A 19021-nucleotide genomic window follows, 5' to 3' on the forward strand; every position below is an offset into this window, starting at 1 on the left:
CTGAGCCTTCTTACGCCCCAAGGGGCGGGGAATTTACCCCTGATGAGATTAAAAAAATTTTGGAATTCAAAACGGGTTTGAGCTTCAAAGTTCCCCAAATTTGGGAGATTTAGAGGGCTGCAACCCATTGAAACGAAGCCAAAATCAACTGACCAGGCATATTTAGGAACGAAAACTAAATAACATCGACTTCTGTAGGTTGGGTAGAGCCTATGAGGGATTTAGGCGATCGCTCCCATCTCAAAGACTGATAGAATTGCAGCCTCGACGGACTCTGACTTGCCGCGATCGCCACACTCTGTACATACTTTGCTAGAGTGACAACGGCATTGAAAACCCTTCTCTGGTCGAATGAAAGCCAAACTCAAAACTCGGAAGTCCAAGCCGCTTCTTTTAACGCTCGGAGCCTCTGCCCTGATGATTGGTGGGGGCGGACTGGCTTACTGGTTACTTTCTCAACGGGGACGACTTAGCGTTATGCCGATTGGGGCCAATGTGGTGCCGCAAGATGCGCTGATGGTGGTGTCGCTCTCAACCGACCAGGGACAGTGGCAGCGAGTGAGAGAATTTGGCACCCCGCGCAGTCAGACGGCCTTTGATCAAAGTTTGGTGCAGTTTCGCGATCGCTTTCTCACCAGCAAAGGGCTAGACTATCAGCGCGACGTGCAGCCGTGGGTCGGTAAAGAAGTGACGCTGGCGTTTTTGTCGCCTCAAGCTGGGTTAGCGGTGCCCAATCCAGGACAAGCCGCCACACCGCCCAATCCTCAACCCGTGGTCATGGTGTTGCCGATCGCCGACCCGCTCAAAGCCAAACAAACCCTGGAGCAGTCCAACGCCGTCAAAACAGGCAAGTGGGCAGAACGCAAGTACAACGGTATTCAGATTCGCGAAAACCAGGAAACGCCGACCCAAACCGTCTCGATCGCAGCCTTAGATCCCCAAACCGTCGTGGTGGCTAACAGTCCCAAAGCGATCGAACGGGCGATCGACACCTACAAAGGCGGGCCGGCCCTCTCAGCGACACCGGGCTATGGAGAAGCCCTGAGTCAGATCAAGTCTGAGAAGCCAGTCGCGCGCGTCTATGTCAACATTCCTGCGGCCGCCAACACGTCTGCGGCGAACTCCAATCGACCCATACCGCCCCAAGGCACAAATCAGCTTCAACAAACTCAAGGATTGGCCGCGACGGCGACGATCGCCTCTGAAGGCATCCAGTTCAAAAGTGTCTCCTGGCTCAAGCCTGAGAGTAAGCGTCGATTTGAGGTCAAAAACACCGCCAAAATTATGCCCAACCGTTTCCCCGCTGAGACGTTGATGATGACATCGGGTGGCGATTTGCAGCGCTTTTGGAAGGACTACACGCAGGGCGTTTCGGCGAATCCGATTCGGTTTATCAATCCAGAAGGGCTACGTCAAGGGCTAAAATCCTCTGTAGGCTTGGATCTGGAGCAAGATTTGCTTAACTGGATGCAAGGTGAGTTTGCGCTAGCGCTGGTGCCTGCTCCCCAGGGATCGCCCGCTAACTTGCCCGCCAGCCTCGTATTTATGGTGCAAACCAACGATCGCCGCGCCGCCGAAAAGACCCTCAAGCAGCTAGACGATACGATGTCGAGCAAGTACACCTTTAAGGTCGAAGAATCGAAAGTAGAAGGTCAATCGGTTGTCAACTGGAGTCTGCCTGCTGCTAACGTCAATATTACCCGTGGCTGGCTCGACAACAATGTAGCGTTTCTCAGTCTGGGCGCACCGGTCACTGGCAGCTTTGTGCCAAAACCCGCAGGTTCTCTCGCTGAGACGGAGTTGTTTAAGAAGGCGACAGCGACGGAGTTGGGGTCAAACAATGGCCACTTTTTTGTGAATATGGAGCGGGCGCTGGCGTTGAATAATTTTCCGCTGTTGCAGATTCCGCCTGCTAATCGGGCTGTTTTGGAAGCGATTCGATCGATCGGCGTAACGGCCGCAGTCACGAGCGATCGCACCTCTCGCTACGATGTGTTTGTCATGCTGCAAAAAGGCAATCAACCGGGAGCCTTGCCCAGTCCAAACGTGACTCCCAGCCCTTCACCGTCGCCTTGATTGCCCAAACGGGCAGAGCGATAAAACAGGGCAGCGATCGCAGGCTGGATTTTGGTAATAACAACAGCGCTGACCATGCAGCATCAAGACTTCGTGGTTATCGTAAACCTGTTGGGCTGTCCACTCGATCGGCAACTGAGCTTCGAGAATGGCGTGAGCCGGGGCAGCGGCGCTCGTCGAAGGAATCAAACCCAGCCGAATCGCGACTCGATGATGATGACTATCCACAGGCAACGCCCGACGACGCAAACTGCTAAATGACAGCACAGCGGCACTGGTTTTGGGGCCGACTCCCGGCAGTGACTCCAACCATTCTCTGGCTTCTGAGACCGACAAGTCCGCCAAAAAATCAAGCGACAAACTGCCCTGACGGTCTCCAATCAGTTTCAAGACTTGCTGAATCCGAGGGGCTTTTTGCTCGGCCCAGGTGCAGCGAGCGATCGCTTGTTCAACTTGATCGACGGGAGCATCTCGCACCATTGACCAGTCTGGAAACCGTCGCCGCAACTCATGAAACGCACTAGCAGAATCGGGATTGCGGGTGCGATGAGACAGCAACGCTGAAACCAACTCGCTCAACGGATCAAGCGTATGAAAATAGGGAATCGGACAGCCGTATGTTTGACAGAGGCGATCGTGGATTTCAATCAGTTTTTGCTGAATTTCAGGAGAAGCGATCGCGGGTGGTTTTTTGGGAGCCACGGGGATGGGGAATGGGGGATGAGGAGATGATATCGGTTGACTGTTTGGCTGTTGGGGAGATTTTTGAGAGAAATGCCCTCTGGCTCACTGGTCGGATCTCCTAAAGTCAAAGTCCCCCAATTTTGGGGGATTTAGGGGGCGAGGAACTGTGTCAACAACCAGTATTTGCCAGTAGGGAACTTCTCTAGGATGGGTGACTTCTTTGGCAGACTCCTCTATGCCTTTTCCCAGATGGCGCGGATTTCGTCGGGCAGGAAGTTGGCGACTTCTTGAATGCGCTCTGCTGATAGCTCATCTTTGGTGGCTGAGAAAACCGCTTCGATGGCCAATTCAGGTGAGACGTTGGTTTGCAAGCCGCTCTCTTGACGCACTCTAAATAGAAAGGTGCTGGACTTGATAATCAGCGGCGGTCTGAGCTTGCTCAAAAAGTGAACGATCGGGTTGGTGTCTTCCCACAGGTCTTCGATTTCGGTTGCCAACGGCGTTGCGGTGTAGAGGGTGCGATCGGGGTTGCCTTCGTCTAGCGGTTTGTGTAATTCGTCGGCGACGTTTTCGACGGCTTCATCGGTCATCATGTCGCGCATCGTCCGAAACACCACTTCTGTCACGTCTCTGGCATCGTAGAGATCCGACAAGCCTGCTTTAAGCTGCACTTTTTCTAAAAACGGAGTGTCTTTGGTTGCGATCGGCGTTCCTGAATAATGCTGCCTCGAAGAGGGCGTAATGTCGTCGATCGGGGCTACCGTATTCAATTCTTGATTGTCTGCCATATAAACATGCCTTTATTGAATTTGTATGTCCCCAAAACTATTGCCCAATATCGTCGATCGCCACATCTGTCACCAGGGTTACTTAAATTACGTCTCAAAATCTCTCATTGGGCAGATTGAGTCTGATGCAGAAGGCAATTTTTGCTACAAAAATGAAGAAATACAAAAAGCCCGTTAGACAACTGAGCGATCAACGCTACCGTAGACACAACCCCTGCACTTAATGCTGAAATAACTCGACCTATGGTGAACTATCAGCCCAACTCCGAAATGATCTCAACCGCCACAACGTCTGATGAATTGGTCGGCGGCACGGGTGGCATTAATGTTGTCGAAGTGATCGAAACGGTGATCGCCAGCCTCGATCAAAGCGACAGTGCAATGGTGAGTCAAAACGACGGCGGCTATATCTGGAAGTTTAAGTACGGCAGTGTCGAAGTCTTTGTCCAACTGACGGGCACGACCGAAGAAGATAATCTGAGCGTTTGGGCATCGGTTCTCAAGCTGCCTGCTAAAGACGAGCCACAACTGTTTAGAAAGCTGCTGGAAATGAATTGGCTGAGTACCTTTGAAGCGGGGTTTGCTATTTACGACAATCAGATCGTGGTGCTGTCTACTCGCACGATCGCCGAGCTGTCTCCAGGTGAGATTTCTCGATTGGTGACCGTAGTGGCGACGATCGCAGACGATCACGACGAGTCTTTACAAGCAGAATTTTTGGCCGGTTAATTTTAGCAATTAATGCAAACTAATTGATGCAAACCTGGCGACTGATTCCGTTGATCAAGGCTTCTGGCAGGGTGCAGATGGCGATCGACCAGTGGCTTCTCGAACAGCATCATTTGGGGACTCATCCACCCACTTTAAGGTTCTATACCTGGTCACCTGCTGCGATTTCACTGGGCTATCATCAGCGTCAGTTTCCCGACTTTTGGAAGCAACTTACCTGGCAGGGAGCGGCGATCGAGCTAGTTCGTCGTCCGAGTGGGGGGCGGGCTGTTTTGCATCAGGGCGATTTGACGTATGCCGTGATCACGTCTGGGCTGTCGGGGCGACGAATGCAGGACTATCAAACGATCTGCGAGTTTCTGATTGAGGGATGGCGATCGCTGGGTGTAGAGTTGCACTACGGAAATGCGGGAAGCTACATTCACAACCCCAACTGTTTTGGGACGGCAACGGTTGCAGACTTAGTGTTAGAAAATGGTGCAAAGCTAATTGGCAGCGCTCAACTTCGCAAAGATCAGACAATTTTGCAACATGGATCAATGCGGTTAGAGCCAAATTTAGAACTGAACGATCGCGTCTTCGGTTCATCGCTGCTGCCTGATCTGCCGATCGATCTACAAAGCAATTCATTAATTTCAACTGCGACAAAAGCGTTGATACAAGCTGCTCGCAACTGTTTTGGGATTGAGTTTGAGGAACGATCGCTCACGGATGCAGAATGGCAAGCTGTTAATGCGATCGCTTTTCATCACGCCTAATGAACATAAATAATGCATGTAAATCGACCGTGCTGAATCCAGATATGAAATTGCTTCCTTTTTCTGATCCCTCATGGCTTTTTCCCAAAAAATCAAGGGCGATCGCGAAAGCAACTTCCTAGCTTCAGCTAAAAATTAGTGTGAAGCCTTGCTCTTTCGCCTCGTATCACCGTAAATAGAGACGCAGACGGGGAAAAGGAACGGGTGAATGAAGATTGACTTTGGGCGAGAGATCTGTGGCAACCTCGACGCTGCGGAAACGCGAGAATGGCTGGTGACCAACGGCATTGGGGGATTTGCATCAGGGACGATCGCCGGACTTTTGACGCGCCGATATCATGGCTTGCTGGTGGCTGCGCTCAAACCGCCTCAACAGAGAACATTACTGTTAGCCAAACTTGACGAAAGTATTCGTTATGGTGAAGATTACTTTCCCTTAACCACCAATCGCTGGAAAGATGGCATCGTCGGTCAGCAAGGCTATCGACATATCGAGCGCTTCTTTCTCGAAGGGACGGTTCCTGTCTGGCAGTTTGCACTAGGGGACGCGCTCCTCGAAAAACGCATCTGGATGCAGCAGGGCACCAATACGACTTATGTCTATTATCAAGTGCGGCGATCGACCCAACCTCTGACGCTGACGCTCAAGGCGATGGTTAACTACCGCGATTATCACAGCGACACACAGGCCAATGGCTGGCAAATGGGCATCGAATCCGTCGGTCAAGGCGTTTCGATTTCTGCCTTTCCTGAAGCGGTGCCTTTTTATTTGCTGGGTCGCGCGGCCAAAGTGACTCCGATGCACGATTGGTATTACGGCTTTGATCTGGCTCAAGAACGATCGCGTGGACTGTTGGATCATGAAGATCACCTGCACGCTGCCACCTTTCAAACGACGCTCCATGCGGGAGATTCGCTCACCTTTATTGTCAGCACCGATTCGACTCCCAATCTGGATGGAGAAAGCGCCCTCCGATCGCAACGGGCCTATGAGCAAAGACTGGTCGATCGCTGGAAACTCGATCGCGAAAGTCAAGTCGAGTCAACGCCCAACTGGATTCGTCAACTGATTTTGGCGGCGGATCAATTCATTGTCAATCGATCAACTCCGGGCAATCCCAATGGTAAAACGATCGTCGCAGGCTATCCGTGGTTTACCGACTGGGGACGGGATACGATGATCAGTTTGTCAGGTTTGACGCTGGTGACAGGACGACCTGAAGTTGCGCGATCAATTTTAAAAACCTTTGCGCTGTCGGTCGATCGCGGCATGTTGCCCAATCGGTTTCCGGATGTGGGAGAGGTGCCAGACTACAATACCGTCGATGCAACGCTGTGGTACTTTGTGGCGATTCAGGAATACTACAACGCGACCGAAGACACTGATTTGCTGTATGACTTGTTTCCGGTGTTAGCAGAGATTATTGATTGGCACTGTCGCGGCACTCGCTATGACATTCATCTCGATCCGGCTGATGGTCTACTGTATGCGGGTGAGATCGGAACGCAGTTAACCTGGATGGATGCCAAAGTGGGCGATCGGGTCTTTACGCCTCGGATTGGTAAGCCTGTAGAAATTAATGCGCTGTGGTACAACGCCCTGAGAATTATGGCCAAAGTCGCCCGCAGAATTGGTAAGCCACACCGAGAATATGAAGCGATGGCCGATCGCGTGTTAGCCAGATTTTCGCGCTTTTGGAATGAGTCAGCGGGCTATTGTTTTGACGTGTTAGATTCGCCCGATGGCAATGATGTTGCCCTGCGTCCTAATCAGATTTTTGCCGTCTCGCTGCCCGACAGTCCGCTGACCAATGCCCAACAAAAAAGCGTCGTGGATGTCTGTGGACGATCGCTGCTCACTTCGTATGGACTGCGATCGCTGGCTCCGTCTCAAATCGGCTATCAGGGGCACTATGGCGGTTCACAGTTTCAGCGTGATGGGGCTTATCATCAAGGCACAGCCTGGGGTTGGTTGATTGGGCCGTTTGCGATCGCGCATCTGCGGGTGTACAACAATCCGATCAAAGCGAGAGAATTTTTGGAACCGATGGCCAATCACCTTTGCGCGCATGGCGTGGGCAGTTTGAGTGAAATTTTTGATGGCGATGCGCCAATGATTCCCAATGGGTGTACGGCTCAGGCCTGGACGGTGGCAGAAGTGTTGAGGGCATGGTTTACGATCGCCAATGCTTGAACCAAAATCTTGTCTAAAAGTCCTTCAGAATTGGCAGCTTGGAGGCAGAAGACGTAAGCACCGAAGCGAAAAACGGCGTTGCTGAATCAGGGGATGAATTGCCCCAAAGCGGCGGGAAACCCAAGGTTCAAAGTCCCCCAATTTTGGGGGATTTAGGGGGCGAAAAGATGGACACTTCCCACAGATTCATCCCTCCAATCAGCAACGCCCAAAAAACCTTCATCGAACTGATGTTGCCTTAATTGCGATCAATCTCATCTTTGGAAATAACAAGGCTGAGTTGATAAGTCACCGAGTCAGATTGGTGAGGAACAATCACAATTTCATAGTTGCCCGATCGCTTCACCTTTCCTGACCAGGAAGTTTCCGACAAACTTTTTAGCACAGGGGCAGAATCAGCAGGCGAAAAAATAGAAATTCGGGTCGAATCTTTTGGCGCTTTTAGAGTTAATTGTAAGGACTGATTTTGTAATAAGCGAGCGATATAAACTTTGCCCTGACCATTTTTTAGAGTTTGCTGATCTTTAAACAAAGGAGCTTTTACGACGGTTGAGTTTGTTTGAATCGTATTGGCTTGATCATGCGCGATCGCGTACCAAACTTGACCAAACTTACGAGGATTGAGTAATCTTCCTTGCTGTTCGGGAAACCACTGTAAAAATTGAGCATCTGACAACGTTTCGAGCGATCGACTGCTGACGTTTACCGACGCTAACCAATCGTTATAGCTGGCTCGATTGTATTGCCCTATCCCACTTCGCGCTTGGGGACTTAACGCTTCTAATTGGTCTAAAATGGTGTTGGCGATCGCGCTCCATTCTTGTTTCAACCGATTGGATTGGGGGTCAGACTGTAGCGATCGACTTTGCAATTGTGGATATTTAACAAAAAACTGCTCGTCTACCAAATCGGTGAATAAATCGTAGGGAATCGTTAGCTTTTTGCGGCGATCGCGCAGCGCTTCTTGAATAGCTTGTGGATCTTTGGGCGGAACTTTAACAGAGGGAGCGAGCGTTTTTGGAGCCGTGACTAATATAGGTTCTCGAACGATCGCCACAATTCTCCAGACGGCAATTCCTGCCAATCCAACAAATAGAGTTGCAAAGATCAAAAGAGAAAAGTCTTGCCAGATTTGAGGTTCAGAAGAAGATTTTTGAGGTGCAAAATCTGAGGTCTGAGTTGAAGTCGAGTTCTGAATTTTAGTCGGTTTTTTGAGCTTGATTTCTGCGATCGCTCTCCTTACTTTCTCCGCCGAGGCAAACCGCTTGTCTGGATTGGGGCACAACATTCGCTGCAAAACTTGAGCAAATTGAGGACTGACGATCGCCCATTCTTGCCAAGACCACGCCTGCGTTTTTTCGTCATAGAGTTCTTCAGGTTCTCGCCCAGTTAGCAACACTACCGCAACCACCGCCAGAGCATACAAATCGCTGTCTCGCTCGACTCGATCGCCCAATCGCTGCTCTAAGGGTGCATATCCCCAGTCATGCGATCGCTGATGAGGCTTGAGTTTTAGATCAAACGCCACTTCTTTGAGCAACCCAAACTGAATCAGGACGGGAAGACGATCGGAGTGTCTGAAAACAATACTGTTGAGCGAAATATTTTGGTGAATCATGCCGCGATCGTGAACATCGCTCAAAACAGGCAACAATTTTTCAAACAGATCCAAAACTTCGGCTTCTAAGAAGAGATTATTTTGAATCAGTCGATCGGTTAACCAGGCTCGATAACTAATTCCTTGCACATAGTCTCTCACCCAAAATAAGCGATGATCGTGGACAATTACGACTCGAAATCGAGGAATTTGAGGGTGCTGCAATTGCGTTAAAACACTCACTTTTTGCTGAAATTGCTCTCTTAAATCATCTAAATTTGTCGCTCTAGTTGGAATGAATTCCTCCAAAACACAGCGCTCATTCAAGCGTTTTTGATCTTCTGCAATATAGGCCCAACCGTACTCTCCCTGCCCCAGTATCCCTATAATTTTGTAACGGTTGTGCAAAAGCGTCCCGATTGGAATTGGAGATTGCATAGCAGACAAGTTAAACTATTCGCCTCAAAAAAACTAACCTTCAATTGAGTCGATCGCCCAAAAAGCTTGACCAGATAAACGATTCAAACAGAACTTTTGTACTAATCTAACATCAGCAATCCAATTTGAATCAGATCTCATACCAAATCAATTTTCAGGGGTAACCGATCCTTGACCTCCCCCAACTCCTTACTAAGGCGGGCAGCTAGAAAATTCCACTTTTGTAAGATAGGGCTAATTTATTGTGTGAGATGCAAAAGGCGAGGAATATCGAGATCAAGTTGACGTAGATTTAGAACGATTTGCACGATCGGAAAGCAACGTTTCTCAGTGGCTTAAATAGCAATGACAATCCGGTTTCTCGATCAGAGACTCGACGAGAGAATTTAAAGCAACGGCTGCTAACAATCCACCCCCGATCGTGCCTTCGATCGTCACATACGGCAGGTCTAGCTGCATCAATCGTCGCTTGGCGGCTGGGGCATGACTAAATCCGATCGGCATTCCAATTATCAAAGCGGGTGCAACCGTTCCCTGACGAATCGCCTCACACACCGCCAACAAAACAGACGGCGCATATCCAATCACCAAAATACATCCCTGGGGAATCTGCTGTAGTCGCTGTTGCCAATTGGCTTGATGCCGAAAAGCTTGTTCTGCTTGAGTGACATCGTTGATGTGAGGGTCATCAATCAGCATTTTTGTGACGCAGTTTAGATGAGCGAGACGAGTCTGATCTAAAGCCGCCGTCACGGTGGGAATGTCGGTCACGATCGTACATCCCTGTTTCATTGCGTTACGAGCCGCCGCGATCGCCCCTTGACTGACTTTCACAAACGGCACCAGACTAAGATCTCCACAGGCGAGAACCAGTTTTGACAGCAAATCGACTTCAATTTCGGAGCGATCGCTTAAGTCTGGTAGCAATCGCTGTAGTGATTCTTCAAATGATTCTGGGTGATGATCGACTGCGATATCTAATCCTCTCCACAGCGTTTCCAATTCTGTTTGGGTCTTTGCTTCCAAATGTTTCAATTGAGCAATCGCTTCGGCTTGGACGATCTGACACTGGCGATCGCGTCCCAGTAATCCTTCTAATGCGGCTGCGGTTTGTCTAAGATGAGTCATTTGCTGAATCACCGATCGATACTGTTGTTGAAGTTGTCCAAGCAAGGCAGTCTGTTCTGATTCGGGTTCGGCTTCTAGCAGTTTGTGAATGTGAGAAAGCTGAAATCCCTGCTGCTTGAGGGTGACAATTCGCTGCAAACGCTGCACGTCTTTTTCGGTGTAGAGCCGATAGTTTCCGGGCGATCGTTCGGGTTGAGGAAGCAATCCCAGTTGATGATAATGACGCACCATGCGAGGAGATACGTCGCCGCCGACGGTTTGAGTGAGTTGTTTGATGGTCAGCATGGGAGGGAGGAGGGAGGAGAGAGGAGAGAGGAGAGAGGAGAGAGGAGGGAGGAGGGAGGAATTTGTAGCGTTTGCTTGACCTTAACACTGATGTCAATGTTTAGAGTGAGGGAGTTCTCTTGGCGATCGCTCCTTATGCAATCTGTTCGTTTTCCTCAATTTGCTAAAGATCATCCCGATGCGATCGCGGCTCTGACTTGTGGGTTTCTGGTTCTCTTGGGCTGGGCGGCGTTGAATATAGGCTGGCTGAGTGTGGGATTGTTGATTCTTCCGGCGGCTTATGTGATTGGGGGCTATGACAGCGCTCGTGAAGGACTGACGACTCTGTTTGCAGAGAGAGAACTGGATGTCGATTTGTTGATGATTGTGGCGGCGCTCGGTGCAGCAGGCTTGGGACTCTGGCGGCGAGAATATTATCTGATTGTCGATGGAGCCGTTCTGATTTTGATTTTTGCGATTAGCGGAGCGCTCGAAGGGTATGCAATGCAGCGCACCGATCGCAGTATTCGCAGCTTGATGAGTCTGACTTCTGATACGGCACGAGTCTTGCAGGATGAACAAGAACAACTGATTTTAATTCGAGAATTGCAGGTGGGCGATCGGCTGCTTGTCAAACCAGGAGAATTGATTCCGACCGATGCTCTGATTACGCAGGGAAACAGTTTAATCAACCAGGCAGCGATCACAGGCGAATCACTTCCCGTTGAAAAAAATGTAGGTGACGAAGTATTTGCGGGAACGCTAAACGGAACGGGAGCCTTAATGCTCAAAGTCCACCAACCGCCCGAAAGTAGTCTGATTCAGCGCGTGATCCGACTCGTCGAACAGGCCCAAACCGAAACGCCTCCGTCACAGCAGTTTATCGAGCGATTTGAACGTAGTTACGCCAAAGTGATTGTCGTGACAGGAATCTTACTCGCCCTTCTGCCTCCATTTTTCTGGGGCTGGACTTGGGAAACCACGATCTACAGAGCCTTAATCTTCCTCGTCGTCGCGTCTCCCTGTGCCTTGATGGCAGCAATCATGCCGACGCTGTTATCAGGAATCGCCAACGGTGCGAGACAGGGAATCTTATTCAAAAATGGCGCTCAATTGGAAATGTTGGGCAAAGTGCGGGCGATCGCTTTCGATAAAACAGGCACCCTCACAACCGGAAAGCCTAGCGTCGTCAAAATCATCACCGCTCCAGGCTATTCTGAAACTCAAGTTCTGGAAGTCGCCTCGGCGTTAGAAGCCTATTCAGAACATCCGATCGCTCAAGCAATTTGTACCTATTTTCCCTCCAATTTGTTGGCAACGGATGTACAAGCGCTTCCCGGTCAAGGAGTTTTGGGATTGGTGCAGAGACAGCCATCTCTCGTGGGCAAAGCTAGTTTGATTGCTCAAGTGCCACCCCAATTCTCACAACTAAGCGACCAGCTAGAAGCCCAAGGCAACACTGTCGTTTGGGTCGCTCAATCTGAGAAAGTTTTGGGACTGATTGCGTTAGCCGATACGATCCGACCGGAGGCGATAGGAGCGATCGCTCACCTGAGAAAATTGGGCATCGAACAGATCATTTTGCTCACGGGCGACAATGCACGCAGTGCCGATCGGGTCGCTCAAATGCTAGGAATCGACCAGGTTTACGCAGACTTATTGCCAGAAGACAAACTACATCTGATGAAGCGTCTACAGCGTCAATACAAAACGGTGGCAATGGTCGGCGATGGAATCAATGATGCACCCGCTCTCGCCCAAGCCTCTGTCGGCATTGCGATGGGAATTGTCGGCAGCGATGTGGCCCTCGAAACGGCGGATGTCGTCTTGATGGCAGACCGTTTAGAAAAAATTGGCAGCGCGATCGCTCTGGGCCGCAGATCTCAAGTCATTGTCAAACAAAACATCACCTTTGCGCTCACCTTTATTGTTCTTTTGCTAATTGCCAATTTTGCAGGTGGCATTACCCTCCCTTTGGGCGTAGTGGGTCATGAAGGCTCGACCGTTCTAGTTACATTAAGTGGCCTGCGGTTGTTGAGAAATGGTTAATAAACTTTAATTAACCGGAGTTCGATAAAATCCTCTATGACCATTCCGAAATGCCTTTAACCTCTCAATAAATTAACGTCAGTTCGATGAGAAGGACTCGCTTCGTTTGAGTCGGCTTCAGCCCCCTAAATCCCCCAAATTGGGGACTTTGACCAAGAAAAAATTTCAGAGTTCAAAGAAATTATGCTGATTCAAAGTCCCTCAGAATGGGGGATTTAGGGGGCGAAGCGCTCAATAACGAAGCGAAAAAACTCCATCGAATTCACGTTAAATTAAGTATTCTATTTGAGTTGTGAGAATTCGGTGGTTAGTCTATGACCGTAAACTAGTCCCTAAGAACTAATCACTAAGAACCCGCTATTTCAAACATCCCATCTGAGAACCGTTGTTTCAATTTAACTTTACGCGCCACGGCTCGACGACTTTACCTGTAATCCTCTTCCTACATGGGTTTCTTGGAAGTAGTGAAGAGTTTGCCGATATTGTTCCTCAGTTCGATCGCTTCTGTTGTCTGTGTCTTGATCTGCCCGGACATGGCAAAACTCAGGTGGTTGGCGACTATTCACTATCTACTACGGCACAGGCGATCGTAGACTTGCTCACTCAACTCGACATTCCCCAGGCTATTCTCGTAGGGTATTCTCTGGGCGGACGGTTAGCCTTGTCTTTAGCGTTGCAGTTTCCCGATCGCTTTCCCAAAACAATTCTCGAATCAGCCTCTCCCGGATTAAAAACAGAGACCGAACGTGCCCTTAGAAGAGAACACGATGATCAACTGAGCGATCGCATAACGTCTAATTTCCCAGAATTCCTCACCGAATGGTACGATCAGCCGCTTTTTCGATCGCTCAAACAGCACCCAAATTTTGCTGCCTTTTATGAACATAGATTAAAAAATAATCCCATTGAACTAGCGAAATCACTGCGAAACTTAAGTACAGGTCGTCAGCCCAGCTTTTGGGGCAAATTGGCACACTACAAGCAGCCGTTACTATTGATGGTGGGAGCGCACGATCGCAAATTTGTCTCCATTAATCAAGAAATCGCCGCCCGCTGCCCAACTGCCCAACTTGAAATTCTTGTCAACACTGGCCACAACCTTCACCTCGAAAACCCGCAAGCCTTTACAATGCACATCAGCGATTTTTTGCGATCGACTCACTAGATACACCAAACGATTCGTTGTTTCCTGATCAGAAAGTTCTGGCTTGTAAAAAGGTGATCGATGAGAGCGTCAGATCAGAAAGCACTATTTTTAGAACAAGTGTACTATTAAAGAGCTTTCTTCACGGCGCTTTTTTCTCGACCTTTGGGAATTCTGACTCCATCTTTCAGCACTTTCTCAAACATCCTCAAAAAAGCTGACTCAGCACACCCCTGCGTAAGGAAGAAAAAACATGCGATCGCTCTCCCTTCTTAAAGCAATCACCTGTCACCCCCTGCTTATCGGATTTGTCTCAACGCTGATCCCGATCGTGCTGATTTCTCCTGGTTTTGGTCGTCCGGTCGCCCTTCCACCCTCTAGTTTTCTTCAGTCTGCCGTCTCTGAGCCGGGAGAATATACGCAAGAGCAGATTCGTTATTTTATGGAAGTTGCAATGGGCGCAGAGTATTCCAATATTAACGGGGCTAAAATTCGTAAATGGCAAGAAGATTTGAGAATTAAAGTACTCGGAACGCCAACGAATGCAGATTTAGAAACGCTAAACACGGTTATCAACGAAATCAATGAGTTAACGGCTGGAAACGTACGGTTACAATTAGTCACCCAAAGCCCCAACGTCACAATTCACTTTGCTCCAGAATGGAAATTTAAACAGCTTGAGGCAAACTATCAGCCTATAAATTATGGCTACATTTGGACGCAGTGGAATAACGACACGATTACGAACGCCAACATTCTGATTACCAGCAAGCAAGTCACCCAAAAAGAGCGATCGCACCTAATTCGCGAAGAGTTAACGCAATCATTGGGATTGATGCAAGACTCTAACCGCTATGCAGACAGCATGTTTTATCAACCCTGGACGGATGTGACTCAATATTCGAGTCTCGATCGGGCGTTGATCAAGATGCTGTACAGTCCTCAAATTCGTCCCGGTATGAACCAAGCTCAGGTGATCGACGTTCTCAATTCACTTCAAGCACAAACCCCATCAACCCACTGTGACTCCAAACAGGTTGCTTTAGACTTTGGAAACCCAACCTGTGCAAAGCGTTAGAGACTGTCAGCAAGTAGCTTGTCGGTTGGAGCGCAGTGACATCCCCATCGTGCGAGTGGCCTACTGAAGGGGATGTTAGACCAAATCCACTAGTTACTGATACAGATCCTCGCCCCCTAAATCCCCCATTTTGGGGGACTTTGAAACGGCTTCCCTGATAGGTTCTTTTCAAATCTAAGAGATAGAAATCGGTTAATTAACTGATTTTTTATGAGTATCATTTGTTGGTTGATTTGGTATTAGACCTCTCTAAAGAACTTGGCCTGTTGAAATAGCTGTTCACGATCGAGCTATCAATGAACATGCTGTTTGTCCACTCATCCCAAAACGATCGCCCTGTCTGCCCGATCGCCTCACCCACAGCCCCACGATCGCATGATTCAATCCATCGTTTGTACGGTTTAGAAGAACGATCGCCCTGTCTGCCACCAAATATACAGACTCGCTGACAAGAATCGAAAAACTTTTGGTCATCCGTCGGGCAAGCGACCCCAATCCCTTAGAATGACGTATCGGGGAAATGCTGAAGTAAGTAAAGTTATGAGTAATGAGTTTTGACTTGGGCCACCCTGCCAAATCAGACCCAAACACTCAAAGCTGAGAACTCAAAACTCTCTCCCCTTGCCCTTCTCTACTCCATCCCCTTTAATTTTATGCCCAAGGTTCTTGTTTCTGATCCGATTGATCAAGTCGGGATCGATATTCTCTCTCAGGTCGCTCAGGTCGATGTCAAAACAGATCTCACTCGCGAACAATTAGTCGAAATTATTTCAGAATACGACGCGCTGATGATTCGTTCTGGAACTCGTGTCACCCAGGAAGTGATCGAAGCGGGCACCCTCCTCAAAATTATCGGACGCGCAGGGGTGGGAGTCGATAACGTCGATGTCACCGCCGCTACTCGCAAAGGCATTGTCGTCGTCAACTCACCCGAAGGCAACACGATCGCCGCCGCCGAGCACACGATCGCCATGATGATGGCTCTGTCTCGCTACATTCCTCAAGCCAACGAACTTCTCAAAGGTGGCAAATGGGATCGCAAAAACTACACGGGCGTTGAAGTTTATAAAAAAACGTTGGGTGTGGTTGGCTTGGGCAAAATTGGCGCTCACGTTGCCACAGTGGCCAGAGCGATGGGCATGAAGCTATTAGCGTTTGACCCCTTTATCTCTAACGAACGCGCCGATCAACTAGGCTGTCACCTGGTCGATTTGGATGTGCTGTTTCAAGAGGCAGACTACATCACGCTACACATTCCCAAAACCTCGGAGACGGCAAATCTGATCAATGCGGATGCGATCGCCAAGATGAAGCCCACCGCCCGGATCATCAACTGTGCTAGAGGCGGGATCATTGACGAAGCAGCCTTAGCCGACGCGCTCAAAGCAGGCCAAATTGCCGGAGCCGCGATCGACGTATTTGAGTCCGAACCGCTCGGTGAGTCGCCCCTCAAAGCGCTAGGTAAAGAAATCGTTCTCACGCCGCACCTGGGAGCCTCGACCGAAGAAGCTCAGGTGAATGTGGCGATCGATGTCGCCGAACAGATTCGCGATGTCTTATTGGGGCTGCCTGCACGATCGGCGGTCAACATTCCTGGCCTGCGTCCCGATGTGTTGGAGCAGCTAAAGCCCTACCTACAGCTTGCCGAAACCCTGGGAAATCTAGTCGGACAACTGGCAGGCGGACGCATCGAATCCCTCAACATTGGCTTGCGGGGAGAATTGGCAACCAATCAAAGTCAACCGATCGTCGTCGCGGCCCTCAAAGGATTGTTGTCTCACGCTCTTCAAGAACGGGTCAACTACGTCAACGCCAGCATCGAAGCCAAAGAACGGGGCATTCGGGTGATCGAGACTCGTGACGCTTCGGTTAAGGACTACGCGGGATCGCTACATCTCTCAGCCAAAGGCGCACTGGGCGAACATTCTGTCACGGGTGCCCTACTGGGAGATAACGAAATCCGCGTTACCAGCGTCGATGATTTCCCGGTCAATGTCCCCCCCAATCGCTATATGCTGTTTACCCTGCACCGCGATGTCCCCGGCATCATTGGCAAAATTGGCTCCCTGCTGGGCAGCTTTAACGTCAACATTGCCAGTATGCAAGTCGGACGCAAAATTGTGCGCGGCGATGCGGTTATGGTCTTGAGCATTGACGACCCCCTACCAGAGGACGTTTTGAATGAGATCAAGAAGGTGTCTGGGATTCGGGATGCGTATACGGTGACGCTTTAGAGGGATGAGGGATGAAAAGGGATGAAGGATGAGGGATGAGGGATGAAAAAGGAGGATTCTGATAGTAATGTGAGAACGTAGGTTATTCCAAACCCTTCAACATTCCTCGCGATGGGGATTTGAGGATGGATTGGTTAGCAACAAAGTACACTGTGCCATATCACGAGCAGCAGAATGGATTCACTGTCAAACTTCTTCTTAAATTTCTTCTTAAATAAGGGAGATTCTGAAGTTCAAGAAGTGGAAATTTTGAATTTGATTCCCTACCTGGTTGACGGGGGCTGAGGGGGATCGCTAAGTCTCTATTCCCACAACCGAAAACTCTTCAACCCTCCTCTAAGCACACCCTGGATTCACTGCCAAACCTCATCCCTCATCCCTCATCCCCGTAACTCATGGCAAATAGCTGGTGGGAAATTCAAATATTTTGTGACACTGCGCTCGATGAGGTGGTGTTTTGGCGACTCGAAAAGTTTGGCTGTCGGGGGACTTCGAGCCAGGTAAAGGGGTCGTCTTGTCTCGTGTCTGCCTATTTGCCCCAGCAGCAAGCGGGTTTGTTGGATTTGTCGGCGCTGTCGTTGTTGATTCGGCAGGATGCGCTCTGCGTCGAGTCTTCGCCGCCCGTGGTGCAGTGGCATCTGATTGACGAAGAGGATTGGGCGAGTAGCTGGAAGGTCTATTGGCAACCGCAAGAAGTGGGCGATCGCTTCCTGATTAACCCCGCCTGGATTCCTGAACCAGAGAAGACCGATCGCTTGATTCTCACACTAGAACCCGGTGTCGCCTTTGGAACGGGCGATCATGCTACGACGCAACTCTGTCTCGAAGCGTTGGAAATGCGCTTTAGCGACAATCCGCAGAATATTACAATTGCCGATGTGGGCTGCGGGTCGGGCATTCTCTCAGTTGGGGCGATTTTGCTAGGAGCCGCTCAAGCTTATGCGGTTGATACCGATCCGTTGGCAGTCAGAGCCACGCGAGAAAATATTGAACTGAATCATATCGACCCCGATCGCTTAACCGTCGGTGAGGGCAGCGTAGACCAGTTAGAGAAGATGATCAAAGAACCTGTAGACGGTCTGGTGTGCAATATTTTGGCTGAAGTGATTATCGATTTGATTCCTCAATGGAAGCCGATCGTCAAACTTACCACCTGGGGCATTTTGAGTGGCATTTTGCTAGAGCAAGCCAAACCCGTCGCAGACACCCTCGAAGAAAACGGCTGGATCGTCGCAGCCCTCTGGAAACGTGGCGATTGGTGCTGTCTGAATATTCGCCGATCGTAAGGACAATTCCCATTCATATGGATATTCTCGTTTTCATTCTCAAGGTTTTGGGTTTGTCCTTGGGCATTTCTCTATTAATCAAATACGCTGGCCCCCTGGCGACGATCTCTTCGAGTTACCCGCAAGGGGTCGCTCCCACAACCCCAACCGTTCTCGCCCTCATTCTTTCGCCCTCCCTCCTTCTCCTGTGCCTTCTCCTGATCCGACAACAGCGCGCCGATTAAGGAACGCGAGTTTATTAACCTGAAATTCTCTAAATATGCTTGGTCAGTTGATTTTGGCTTCGTTTTAATGGGTTGCAGCCCCCTAAATCCCCCAAATTTGGGGGACTTTGAAGCTCGAACCCGTTTTGAATTCCAGAATTTTTTGATCTCAAAGTCCCCCAGCATGGGGGATTTAGGGGGCGAAGTCGCTTGGCAATAAACGATCTTATTTAATTCGTGATCCTAAGCAGCATGTCACGAATGAGATAGAGACTGACACACCTGAACCAATAGAGCCAACGCCTTCATCCCTCCTCCTTCATCCCTCCTCCTTCATCCCTCCTCCTTCATCCCTCCTCCTTCATCCCTCC

17 protein-coding genes are annotated in these 19021 nt (G+C 49.6%); 11 read left to right on the forward strand and 6 right to left on the reverse strand.

All coding sequences use genetic code 11. From position 1 onward, the window contains the following. Positions 1 to 221: 221 nt before the first annotated feature. Positions 222 to 362, reverse strand: a complete 141-nt coding sequence (locus tag ACKFKH_RS29755; RefSeq protein WP_446861991.1) for a hypothetical protein — start codon at positions 360 to 362, stop codon at positions 222 to 224. Between ACKFKH_RS29755 and ACKFKH_RS29760 the strand changes: the two genes are divergently transcribed. Beyond that, complete coding sequence (locus ACKFKH_RS29760; RefSeq protein ID WP_446861992.1) at positions 352 to 2076, forward strand: DUF3352 domain-containing protein; 1725 nt, start codon at positions 352 to 354, stop codon at positions 2074 to 2076. The two genes, ACKFKH_RS29755 and ACKFKH_RS29760, sit on opposite strands and share 11 nt — an antisense overlap. On the opposite strand, the gene ACKFKH_RS29765 is transcribed toward ACKFKH_RS29760, so the two are convergent. Together ACKFKH_RS29765 and ACKFKH_RS29770 are read right to left on the reverse strand one after the other, a co-directional pair. Continuing rightward, positions 2062 to 2778, reverse strand: coding sequence for an endonuclease III domain-containing protein (locus ACKFKH_RS29765; protein ID WP_446861993.1), 717 nt, complete (start codon positions 2776 to 2778; stop codon positions 2062 to 2064). The genes ACKFKH_RS29760 and ACKFKH_RS29765 overlap by 15 nt on opposite strands. A 215-nt stretch (positions 2779 to 2993) precedes the next feature. Continuing rightward, positions 2994 to 3548 (reverse strand): DUF2267 domain-containing protein, encoded by a 555-nt coding sequence (locus tag ACKFKH_RS29770; RefSeq protein WP_446861994.1) that lies wholly within the window; start codon positions 3546 to 3548, stop codon positions 2994 to 2996. A gap of 25 nt (positions 3549 to 3573) precedes the next feature. Between ACKFKH_RS29770 and ACKFKH_RS29775 the strand changes: the two genes are divergently transcribed. The 4 genes from ACKFKH_RS29775 (at position 3574) to ACKFKH_RS29790 (ending at position 7229) form a co-directional block, all read left to right on the forward strand. Continuing rightward, positions 3574 to 3726, forward strand: a complete 153-nt coding sequence (locus tag ACKFKH_RS29775; RefSeq protein WP_446861995.1) for a hypothetical protein — start codon at positions 3574 to 3576, stop codon at positions 3724 to 3726. A gap of 65 nt (positions 3727 to 3791) precedes the next feature. Continuing rightward, positions 3792 to 4277 (forward strand): YbjN domain-containing protein, encoded by a 486-nt coding sequence (locus tag ACKFKH_RS29780; RefSeq protein ID WP_446861996.1) that lies wholly within the window; start codon positions 3792 to 3794, stop codon positions 4275 to 4277. Positions 4278 to 4303: 26 nt separating this feature from the next. Then, complete coding sequence (locus tag ACKFKH_RS29785; protein ID WP_446861997.1) at positions 4304 to 5035, forward strand: lipoate--protein ligase family protein; 732 nt, start codon at positions 4304 to 4306, stop codon at positions 5033 to 5035. Positions 5036 to 5243: 208 nt separating this feature from the next. Next, complete coding sequence (locus ACKFKH_RS29790) at positions 5244 to 7229, forward strand: amylo-alpha-1,6-glucosidase (RefSeq protein ID WP_446861998.1); 1986 nt, start codon at positions 5244 to 5246, stop codon at positions 7227 to 7229. 238 nt (positions 7230 to 7467) lie between these two features. Here the strand turns inward: ACKFKH_RS29790 and ACKFKH_RS29795 are convergent, their stop codons facing one another. Then, complete coding sequence (locus ACKFKH_RS29795) at positions 7468 to 9264, reverse strand: serine/threonine protein kinase (protein WP_446861999.1); 1797 nt, start codon at positions 9262 to 9264, stop codon at positions 7468 to 7470. A gap of 327 nt (positions 9265 to 9591) precedes the next feature. Continuing rightward, entirely contained in the window at positions 9592 to 10677 is a 1086-nt protein-coding gene (locus tag ACKFKH_RS29800; RefSeq protein ID WP_446862000.1) for a precorrin-8X methylmutase, read from the reverse strand. Between the two features lie 135 nt (positions 10678 to 10812). Here ACKFKH_RS29800 and ACKFKH_RS29805 point away from each other — a divergent pair, with 135 nt between their 5' ends. The 3 genes from ACKFKH_RS29805 to ACKFKH_RS29815 all read left to right on the forward strand — a co-directional run bounded on the left by ACKFKH_RS29805 (position 10813) and on the right by ACKFKH_RS29815 (position 14927). Further along, positions 10813 to 12705 (forward strand): heavy metal translocating P-type ATPase, encoded by a 1893-nt coding sequence (locus ACKFKH_RS29805; RefSeq protein ID WP_446862001.1) that lies wholly within the window; start codon positions 10813 to 10815, stop codon positions 12703 to 12705. A 385-nt stretch (positions 12706 to 13090) separates the two neighbouring features. Beyond that, on the forward strand, positions 13091 to 13870 hold the full coding sequence (gene menH, locus ACKFKH_RS29810; protein WP_446862002.1) for a 2-succinyl-6-hydroxy-2,4-cyclohexadiene-1-carboxylate synthase: 780 nt from the start codon (positions 13091 to 13093) through the stop codon (positions 13868 to 13870). Positions 13871 to 14102: 232 nt separating this feature from the next. Further along, positions 14103 to 14927 carry a DUF2927 domain-containing protein gene (locus ACKFKH_RS29815; protein ID WP_446862003.1) on the forward strand — a complete coding sequence of 275 codons (825 nt, stop codon included), beginning with the start codon at positions 14103 to 14105 and terminating at the stop codon, positions 14925 to 14927. Between the two features lie 279 nt (positions 14928 to 15206). Here the strand turns inward: ACKFKH_RS29815 and ACKFKH_RS29820 are convergent, their stop codons facing one another. After that, positions 15207 to 15401 carry a hypothetical protein gene (locus ACKFKH_RS29820; RefSeq protein ID WP_446862004.1) on the reverse strand — a complete coding sequence of 65 codons (195 nt, stop codon included), beginning with the start codon at positions 15399 to 15401 and terminating at the stop codon, positions 15207 to 15209. Positions 15402 to 15580: 179 nt separating this feature from the next. On the opposite strand from ACKFKH_RS29820, the gene serA reads away from it, so the two are divergent. The 3 genes from serA (at position 15581) to ACKFKH_RS29835 (ending at position 18671) form a co-directional block, all read left to right on the forward strand. Beyond that, on the forward strand, positions 15581 to 17161 hold the full coding sequence (gene serA, locus ACKFKH_RS29825; RefSeq protein WP_446862005.1) for a phosphoglycerate dehydrogenase: 1581 nt from the start codon (positions 15581 to 15583) through the stop codon (positions 17159 to 17161). Positions 17162 to 17556: 395 nt separating this feature from the next. After that, positions 17557 to 18447, forward strand: coding sequence for a 50S ribosomal protein L11 methyltransferase (prmA, locus tag ACKFKH_RS29830; RefSeq protein WP_446862006.1), 891 nt, complete (start codon positions 17557 to 17559; stop codon positions 18445 to 18447). A gap of 17 nt (positions 18448 to 18464) precedes the next feature. Continuing rightward, entirely contained in the window at positions 18465 to 18671 is a 207-nt protein-coding gene (locus tag ACKFKH_RS29835; RefSeq protein WP_446862007.1) for a hypothetical protein, read from the forward strand. Positions 18672 to 19021 lie beyond the last annotated feature (350 nt).

This window comes from Phormidesmis sp. 146-20 (genome assembly GCF_052939475.1).

Coding starts and splice junctions, on each gene's coding strand:
- ACKFKH_RS29805 (WP_446862001.1), top strand. CDS start 10,813: ATGCAATCTGTTCGTTTTCCTCAATTTGCTAAAGATCATCCCGATGCG.
- prmA (WP_446862006.1), top strand. CDS start 17,557: ATGGCAAATAGCTGGTGGGAAATTCAAATATTTTGTGACACTGCGCTC.
- ACKFKH_RS29820 (WP_446862004.1), bottom strand. CDS start 15,401: ATGACCAAAAGTTTTTCGATTCTTGTCAGCGAGTCTGTATATTTGGTG.
- ACKFKH_RS29780 (WP_446861996.1), top strand. CDS start 3,792: ATGGTGAACTATCAGCCCAACTCCGAAATGATCTCAACCGCCACAACG.
- ACKFKH_RS29795 (WP_446861999.1), bottom strand. CDS start 9,264: ATGCAATCTCCAATTCCAATCGGGACGCTTTTGCACAACCGTTACAAA.
- ACKFKH_RS29785 (WP_446861997.1), top strand. CDS start 4,304: ATGCAAACCTGGCGACTGATTCCGTTGATCAAGGCTTCTGGCAGGGTG.
- ACKFKH_RS29775 (WP_446861995.1), top strand. CDS start 3,574: ATGTCCCCAAAACTATTGCCCAATATCGTCGATCGCCACATCTGTCAC.
- ACKFKH_RS29760 (WP_446861992.1), top strand. CDS start 352: ATGAAAGCCAAACTCAAAACTCGGAAGTCCAAGCCGCTTCTTTTAACG.
- ACKFKH_RS29790 (WP_446861998.1), top strand. CDS start 5,244: ATGAAGATTGACTTTGGGCGAGAGATCTGTGGCAACCTCGACGCTGCG.
- ACKFKH_RS29815 (WP_446862003.1), top strand. CDS start 14,103: ATGCGATCGCTCTCCCTTCTTAAAGCAATCACCTGTCACCCCCTGCTT.
- ACKFKH_RS29835 (WP_446862007.1), top strand. CDS start 18,465: ATGGATATTCTCGTTTTCATTCTCAAGGTTTTGGGTTTGTCCTTGGGC.
- ACKFKH_RS29770 (WP_446861994.1), bottom strand. CDS start 3,548: ATGGCAGACAATCAAGAATTGAATACGGTAGCCCCGATCGACGACATT.
- serA (WP_446862005.1), top strand. CDS start 15,581: ATGCCCAAGGTTCTTGTTTCTGATCCGATTGATCAAGTCGGGATCGAT.
- ACKFKH_RS29800 (WP_446862000.1), bottom strand. CDS start 10,677: ATGCTGACCATCAAACAACTCACTCAAACCGTCGGCGGCGACGTATCT.